An 8,298-nucleotide genomic window follows, 5' to 3' on the forward strand; every position below is an offset into this window, starting at 1 on the left:
CACAACCTAACGCGCACGCCCGAACCGACCACTCCCCATAATTGGGAACAGTCGGCCGGGTGGCTGGCGGGCGTTACTTTCCGACCGGCGCCAACCCCTGCAGCGCGGCGGTGATATCGAAGGCGTCGATGGTCATCAGTTCCTCGTCGGTGAGCGAGGCGATATCCACATTGTCGCGGGTGAATCGGAAATCACGTTCGGCCTCGGCGGCCTCCACGACATTGCGCACGAAGCGGCCGTTACCGGCGAGATCGATGAGACGGCGGCCGTTCTTGCTCTGCTCCGACATCATCGTGCACCGGTCGCGCAGGACCTCGCGGGCCTGATCCGACAGGATCGAATCCTTCTTGCCGGCGATATGATCGGCGATCTGGACGAGTTCGTCCGGGTCGTAGCTGGGGAACCGGACCCGCTTGGTGAAACGCGACGACAGACCTTCGTTCGACTGCAGGAACCTGTCGATCTCGGCCTCGTATCCGGCGATGATCACGACCAGCTTGCTCCGGTCGTTCTCCATCCGGGCCAGCAGCGTATCGACGGCTTCCTTACCGAAGGCGTCGCCACCGGACAGACCCTCCTGGATCAGGGTGTAGGCCTCGTCGATGAAGAGCACGCCACCGAGCGCGGAGTCGATCAGCGCATTGGTCTTGGGTGCGGTATGGCCGAGATGGGTGCCGACCATATCGTTACGCGATGCCTCGATGACCTCGGCGTTCTCGACCACGCCGAGCCCGGCGAAGATCTTGGCGATGACCCGGGCGATGGTGGTCTTACCGGTACCGGGCGGCCCCGAGAAGATGAGGTGATTGGATCGCGAGTCGACCGCGAGTCCGCGCTTGGCCCGTACCTGGTCCATCAGCACACCGGATTTCAGCCGGTCCACCTGTTCCTTGACCGAGTCCATGCCGATCTGCGACTGCAGCAGCTTGGATGCTTCTTCGAGCAGTTCGTCGCGCTCCGCCTTGGCCGCGCTCGCCGCCACTTCGGCGGGGTCGTCACCGGATTTGGGATCCCAGATATCGGTCCGGGAGGCGATCACCTCCGGAGTGGTGACCTCCAGCCGGAAGTTCTTGTCCCGCACCGCCTGCTGCCAGTCCGGCCGGTTCGGCCACAGACCCGAACCCTGCAGTCCCTTGAGGATCTTGTCGGCCGCGTCGTGGTCGCCGTTGTGCCGCAGGACCATCCCGAGCAGATAGTGGGCATCGGCCCAGATGTAGGACAGGCTCCCGGACTGACTGTCCTCCACGATCCGCTGCGCCCGCGGCAACGCTTCCCCGAACCTGCCGAGATGCGCCAGCGCACTGGCTGCCATCAGTTCGGCGGCGATATCGAGCAAGCCGTCCTCGAGCACCGTCTTCGCGGCCCGCGCGGTGAGTACATCGGGCCAGCGTCCGGTCCGGTAGAACAGGGCGATCCGAGCGAAGTCGGCGACATCGTCACCGCGCACCTCATCCAGAATCGCGGCCGCTTCCTGCCATTCACCCCCGTCTGCGTACGCGCACGCCTGCGCGATGGCGATCTGATCGCGATCGGCCATCGCGACCCGCAGGCCGAACACACCGATCTCGACCTGGCACCACAGCGCCCGATCCACCAGGCCGGCACGCTGCTGATCACGGTAGAGATTGTGCGAGGAGCGGTAGGCGCCGTAGATGACCTCGGACGTGACCTCCCCCGCCATGGCTCGTCCCAGCCATGCGTCGCACATATCCGGATCGATATCGGTGGCCGCCGCGAACGCCGCACGGGCGTGCTCTTCGTTGCGCACCCCACCGGCGACCAATCCCAAACTCTGCACGCCCGTGTAGAACGCGTCTTCGGCCGCTGACACCTCGGACTTCCCTTCCGCCGACCCTCGTCTGCTGGCAGGGTAAGCCACCCGAGGGCGCCGGTAGGCATCGGGCATTTCCCGGCACTGGGAAGTAGGCTCGCGAAGTGAAGGCGGGGTCGAGTACCCGGCGCCCGGATCGGGCGGGCAGGCCGGAATGGGCGGTAATGCGTATGAAATGCCATAAAAGTCCGCGGCCCACGATTCCATCAGCGAACGAGCCGTAAACCAGCGATAAAGTACCAGCCGGTTTCGTGCCGGACCCTTGCGCAGGGCCATTGAAAATGGCCGAAGGCAACCCCCGATCATCATTGGCCTGTACGTGAAAAGGGTTGGATAGGCAGGCTTTCCGAGCGAGGGAGGACAGCTACGGCCGGCAACCCGCTCGCTATTCACCGCCGGAGAAATTCCCTCTCCTGGCGATAGTGCCGTTGTTGAACGGCACGTTATGTGTAGCTATAGTCGGCAGTGGGTCACCAGTTCCCTCATCCCTGATGACCTCATCCGCGGCGGCCGGTGGAAACAGCGAGCCATCGGCCGCCGCACCTCGGGGCTCTATCGGGCAAATGCCCGAATTCGATCCGAACGCATCCGGAAGCACACGAAAGCGTTCCGGGCGAGCCGATGGACAAATGCCGATCTGTTCACCCGCGTGGTGGCGGGCCTTCATCCGCGCGGACCGGCGCGGACACCACCGGGCCGCCTGGCTCCGGTTGGTGCGCCCGACCCGCCGCTTCTCGTACAGCGCCGTCCTTCCCTTCGGCGCCGCCCTTCAGACCCCGGTCCGGCGACACAACGGGCGGTGGCGCATCCCCCTCGGCAGCCACGGCGGGAACCGCCGGCTCGGCCCGCTCGGCGGGCCTTCCCCACGGCGTACGCGCCGGGGAGGACGCTGCGGCCGGTCGCGCCGACCACGGGTTCTGCCGGGCAGCCCGGCGCCGCCGACCACCCGCGGTACGGCCCGGCTTATCTCCGTCGGTCCCGCGGCGACGACCGCGGCCACCGGCCGCGGCCTGCCCGGATCCGGCCGACGATCCGCCCGGCGCAGAAGATTGACGATTCCACGGGCTGGCCGGAGCACCGCCACTTCCGGGCGAAGCACTTGCGGGATCACCGATTCGGCCGGGCGCAACGCTCGAGGCCTCCCCGCCCCGGCCCGAATCCGCTCCACCTGAACCGCCGCCCTGCGCCGCCGGTCGCTCGGCCGCACTTCCGGCTTCGCCCGGGATCCCGCCCACCGTATCGTCCGCGGACGCCGCCGGCGGCCGGGCCGCGTTTACACCCGGTTCCTGGCCGTCCACGGCCGGTGGGCGTTCCCCACGCGACTCCGCCGAGCGCGCGTCGACCGCGGGGCTGTCCACGGCGGGGCCCGCGGACCGCAGGTCACCGGTTTGCCCAGATCCGGTTCCGGCGGTCGCGCCCGGTGCACCGCTCTGCCCCGCAGCGGCCGGCCCCGCCGCGGGCGCACCGGTCGTGCTCTGCGGCGGAGCCTCCGCCGCCGCAGACCTGTCGTCGGCGCGCGCAGCCGCTCCCGCGTCCTGGACCGGCGTCGCTGCGGTAGTGGCCCCGGGTAGCCAGTTCCGCGGCGTAGCAGCCACTTCTTGCGGCGCGTGCTGCCGATCCGGCGCGCCGGCGGGCGGGGTATGGGAGGGCCCGGCCGACTGGGTCACCGGATCGGCACCGGGCAGGCCGACCGGCGTCGTGAAATCGAGCGCCGCGACACCGTTGGCGAATTTCTCCGCGTGTTTCATGATGTCATCGGCGTGGTCGTCGAGGACCTGAGCGTAACGGCGCACTTCGTCGGGATCGATGTAGACGACGCCCTCCCGGCCGCCGTCGACGCCGAGCATATCGGCAGTGGCGTTGTAGACGACGCCGTTGATCATGTCCGCGACCGCGTCCTCGAGTGGTTCGATGGCCTTACCCAGCACCTCGGCCACAATGTAGCCGATAAGCATTTCCTCCATGGCCTTGATCAGGCGCCGGGCCACGAGCGAAATGGACTGACTCAGTGCCACAGAAGCGCCCGATGTCACCACGGTGGCCGCCATGGCCGCGGCATAGGCGGCGGCCAGCACCGCGAGCTCGGTCAGTACCGCCACTTTGACTGCGGTGATCACCTCTGCGGCGATCTCCAGAGCCTGCGCCACCGCGCGGCACAACTCGTCCAGCCTTTCCATATGCGACGAGCTCAAACTGGCCCAGGACGCCACCAGCGCGCGATACGACTGCCCCTGGTAAACCGAACCCATCTCGGTGATCGCCCCGGTCGCCGCGCCGTGTGTCCCCGCCACCTCGTCGGCGAAAGTACGGACATGTCCGGCCAGTTCCCGAACCTGGTCCTCGTTGATATCCGGATACGGGACACCGATGAAGTTCAGGAACGTCGCCACTTCGTGTGGTATCTCGATAGCCACGGGCTAGAGTTCCGCTCCGGCGATTCAGACGACTCGTACCACGACAGCACTGGCCGGCATGGGTGAATAAGTGACCGTGGCACCCGAATAGGGCGCCTCGATCACCATACCGTTACCGGCGGCGAGTTGAACGTGTTCCGGACCACGGGAACTGAACGACGAAGCCGGAAACACGAGATCACCGGCGCGCACGTCACGAGGATCGATCCGTTCACCGGCGTAGATCTGATCGTAGGTCGTCCGCGGCAGGACCACTTCGCCGTTCGTGGCCTCCGCGATGGCGTACTGGGTCAGCCCGGAGCAGTCGAAACCGCCCCCGCTGGGCCCGCCTGCGCCGCCACCGCCCCAGATATAAGGTAGGCCGAGCGCGCCGTCGGCGGCCCGCGCGGCCAGTCCGCCTCGGGTCTTGTCCCAATTCCGGCGTATACCACGCCGAGTGGGCTGATTGGTGACCTGTTGCCCGGACACCATGCGAGGTCGTCGCCGCCGCCTTTTCCGGGATGGAGAGGATGCTTTTCGGGTGCGCTCGGCGAGCGCAACCGGCGGCATTATCTGAGCCGCCTGTCTGCGTGCCGCGTCGATATCGGCGTTCACCTGCCTGGTCGCGTTCGTGATGGTCTGCTGGGCCGAATCCAGTAGCGCCGGGCCGCTGAACCGGGTGTCACCGATGAGCGTGATGGCCTGGATCCGCGCCTGGAGATCGGAGATCTGACTGCTCAGCACCCCGCGACCGTTGAGCGTGCCGGCCCCCGACTCACCGACCGTCTTGGTCACGACGCCGTCCCGGCCGTACTGGGTGTCGAGCACCGTACGCTGGATTCCCAGCGCGTCACCGTAGCCGCGCGCACCCCCGCCGGACAGTCGGGACACGTCCGCCGCCATGGATTGCGCGAGCATGGCGGACGCACGTTCGGACGGCTGCCCGGCCCCGTACAACCCGAGCAGCTCGCGCAACACACCGTGCACATCATCGGTCAGTGCCGGCATACGATCAGCTCACCATCGCTCATCGCACCGACTTACCTCTCTGCCCCAGCACCCCGGGCAATTTCTCGGCAATCAAGCCTATGTTGTCCGTTCGACTATGCGACAACACGCGGACGAACGACATCCCTCCTATTCCCATCTCTAGGAAGACAACACAATGAAAAGGACATCACGGGAGGCGACGACAGCGGATGGATACAGCGACGGCAGACGCGGATATCGACACCCCCGGAACGACACCGGATGATCGGCGACCACCCGGCGGCCTCCGGCCGGGTGAACCACGCCCCGGCCAGCCGGTTCCCGGTACCGCCGAGGACCGGCCGGCCGCCCTGATGAGCAAGACGGACCCCGCCACCGGCAAACCCGTCCCGGTGCGCGCCGACGGTGCGGCTACCGAGGAGGGTTTACCGGCCACCGACAGACCCGGCCCCACGAAACCATTGCACACGGTTCGGCTGGAGCGGATGAAGAGGCTGGACACCAAAGCAAACGTTATCGTGGACGATTTCATCGTTGCCGCCGAGGACACGATGCAGAAATCGGTCAACGTACTCGGGTTCGGCAGGTCCGATCCACCACCCCCACCGCGAGGCGGCAGGATGCCGACCAAGGTCCGGACCGCGGACCTGCCGGGATCGGGCAGCGGCGTCGAGATGTACAAGCAGCAGGTGTTCTCCGCGAACGCGCGACAGGACTCGCTGGTCGATATGGATGCGCAGGTGGACGGGACCTCGCAGATGGTCGCCGCCGAGCAGGCGCGGACGCTACTGGAAATCATTCATATCGAAAGCGACCTGAACTCCGCCCTGCTGACGGTCGCTTCGAAAAAACTCAGTTCCAACGAAGCCGCCGCGGTGATGGACCATATCGCGGCCGCGGTGGACAAGGTGAAGGAAGTGGTCGCGGCCGCGCAGGATGTCAACGTCGGCGCCGCCGGCGGTGGATCCGGCTCGGGCGGATCCACCGGTGGCGGTACCGGTGCGGCCGGCGGCGCCGCGGCCGGGGCGGCGGGCGGCCTCGGCTCCATGCTGCCGATGCTGGCCATGCTGCCGATGGCGCTCATGCCGATGCTCGGTCAGCTGCCCGAGCTCCTGGGCCAGAAGGAGGACGAGGACAAGGACGGGGAGGACGAGCCGGAGAGTCAGCCCGCGCCCTCGGCCGCGGGCCCGGCCTCCGACCCGACCGCACCCGCCCCGCCCAGCGGCGCGGCGCCCACACCGGGCGAGAAAGCACCGCAGGATCCGGGCTCGACCAACCCTCAAAACAATATTCCGTACGGCCCGACATCTCCCAGCAAACAGGTCTAGCGCACATGCTGTAGTCGGGTGCCCCTGGCGCCCAGGAGCGAGCGCAACCGATCTCCACGTGCGTCGCCTCCATATCGGCGGCTCGGGCTCGGCGTCGGCAGTACATACATCCCGCCCAGGAGCGGGGCGGATACGACCGGCCGACCACGCAGCCCGGCTCACTCGTCCACCCTGCCCTTTCCGGGCACCCGATCCGACTCCTCCGAGGGGCGTCGCAGGCGTGTGAGTCGCCCGCGCCCTGGTTGGCCGCGACCATCCCGCACCGGTCGGCCGACAACCGGCCCTGCCGTGAGGGGTATCCGGTAGCACTTCTTCAGCAGGCCGGTCCGCTGAGACCGTTCACAGGGCCTGAGCGCCGGTTTCCCGCGCAGCGCGGCTCTTCCCGCAAGCAGACCTCCCACGTGGCACGAACGGGAGGCCTGTCATCGGGGGATCAAGACGAGGAACCTCGCGATTCGGGCGGCGGTGTCACCGACGGGGGCAGCGCACCTCGCGGCGGCCCACCGGCCTCGGGAGCGACGACCGCGCCGGTCGGCGGTCCGCCGGCACTCGGCGCCACAGGCTCCGCGGGTGCGCCGGCCTGCTGCGCCGGAGCCGAAACCCCGGACCCACCGGCGACCGGCCGCACCACCTGCTCCTCGGCACCCGCGGCCACAGCCGCCGGAGCGGCCACGAACGAGGGATGGCCGAGGATCTCCTGGTGCGCGTATACCGCATCACGCAGAACTTGCCGGTTCGGTTCTTCCGCTAATAGCGCCACGAGCTCGTTGCAGCGCCGATCCCACACCATGGCCCGCAGGGCGCTCACTTCATCGTCCACTCGGATGGCACCGAGATCGACCCGACCCACATCGAGCCGTTGCGAAACCATCTCCGCGGCCAGGAGATCGTCCGCGTCGCGGAGTTCCTCCCACCAGGAGGCGGGCACCTCCTCGCGGGCCTCGACCTTCGCCAGGATCCGATCCCGGATCGCACGCGAACCGGAGCTGTCGAAATACTGCGAAACGGAGCGGCCGACCTGAGAATGGGCGTCCAGCGCGAGTTTGACACAGTGGTTGCGAACCTGGTCGTCCGGCACGGCAGCCACTGATTCCAGCGCGGGCACGGAACCGGTGAGGCCGAGCCGGTCGGTGGTATCGGGTGTGAGCACCCGGAGATCGAGGTCGGACCCGGGCTCGACGAGACCCTGCATGGCGACCTCGCTCAGCCGACTCCGCAGGCCGGGGTCGATCGGACCGGAGGAGGCGATCGCGGAAAGCGCCGCGTTGGCTTTCGCGCCCCATGCCCGGCCGAATTCGGCCAGGGTTCGCGCGGGGTCCGAAATCCCCTCCCACGGTGCGGCGGCCTCACCGTCGGCACCGAGCAGTTCGTCCCACAGCCACGGTGTCGACACCTGGCGCGGCAGGAAGAGACCGGCGGGAAGCCAGCCCCGGCCCTCGTTGGAGGTTATGAACAGACCCGCCCCGCCGGGACCGCGCAATACTGCCACCGCCCAACTTATTCCGACCGCCTCCTCGGTAGCGGCGAGAACCGCCCCGAGCAGGGTCTTGGCGATGAGAAGATCCTCGTTCACCGCATCGCCGACGATGTAGGCGGGCTCGGCTTCCTTGTCCTTCGCCGAGGCCACCGCCGAGTTGAAGGGTGTCGGAGCTCCGGCCACCGGGACCGGCGCCCCGTCCTGTGCGTTCGCGCCGCCGGCCGAGTTGGTGGTCGTACCGCGGTCGTCGCCGGTGCCGCCGCCCGCGCCCATGCCGAG

The 8,298-nt window shown here is 68.0% G+C and carries 4 protein-coding genes and 1 pseudogene; 1 reads left to right on the forward strand and 4 read right to left on the reverse strand.

Annotation, left to right across the window (positions count from 1 at the left end):
• Positions 1-73: 73 nt before the first annotated feature.
• From eccA to NS4_RS29245, 3 genes are all read right to left on the reverse strand, one after another.
• Positions 74-1,831, reverse strand: a complete 1,758-nt coding sequence (eccA, locus tag NS4_RS29235; protein ID WP_063062709.1) for a type VII secretion AAA-ATPase EccA — start codon at positions 1,829-1,831, stop codon at positions 74-76.
• Between the two features lie 641 nt (positions 1,832-2,472).
• Positions 2,473-4,245, reverse strand: a complete 1,773-nt coding sequence (locus NS4_RS29240; protein WP_157106319.1) for a WXG100-like domain-containing protein — start codon at positions 4,243-4,245, stop codon at positions 2,473-2,475.
• Between the two features lie 24 nt (positions 4,246-4,269).
• Positions 4,270-5,232, reverse strand: a complete 963-nt coding sequence (locus tag NS4_RS29245; RefSeq protein ID WP_063062711.1) for a C40 family peptidase — start codon at positions 5,230-5,232, stop codon at positions 4,270-4,272.
• 191 nt (positions 5,233-5,423) lie between these two features.
• Here NS4_RS29245 and NS4_RS29250 point away from each other — a divergent pair, with 191 nt between their 5' ends.
• Positions 5,424-6,542 carry a hypothetical protein gene (locus NS4_RS29250; RefSeq protein WP_063062712.1) on the forward strand — a complete coding sequence of 373 codons (1,119 nt, stop codon included), beginning with the start codon at positions 5,424-5,426 and terminating at the stop codon, positions 6,540-6,542.
• A gap of 433 nt (positions 6,543-6,975) precedes the next feature.
• On the opposite strand, the pseudogene NS4_RS32745 reads toward NS4_RS29250, so the two are convergent.
• Positions 6,976-8,298: pseudogene (locus NS4_RS32745) on the reverse strand (hypothetical protein); the annotation flags it as partial.

The organism is Nocardia sienata NBRC 100364 (genome assembly GCF_001613205.1).
Lineage (GTDB): Bacteria > Actinomycetota > Actinomycetes > Mycobacteriales > Mycobacteriaceae > Nocardia > Nocardia sienata.

Bases quoted from the DNA above. Each gene is read 5' to 3' on its own strand.
- NS4_RS29245 (WP_063062711.1), bottom strand. From the start codon at position 5,232: ATGCCGGCACTGACCGATGATGTGCACGGTGTGTTGCGCGAGCTGCTC.
- NS4_RS29250 (WP_063062712.1), top strand. From the start codon at position 5,424: ATGGATACAGCGACGGCAGACGCGGATATCGACACCCCCGGAACGACA.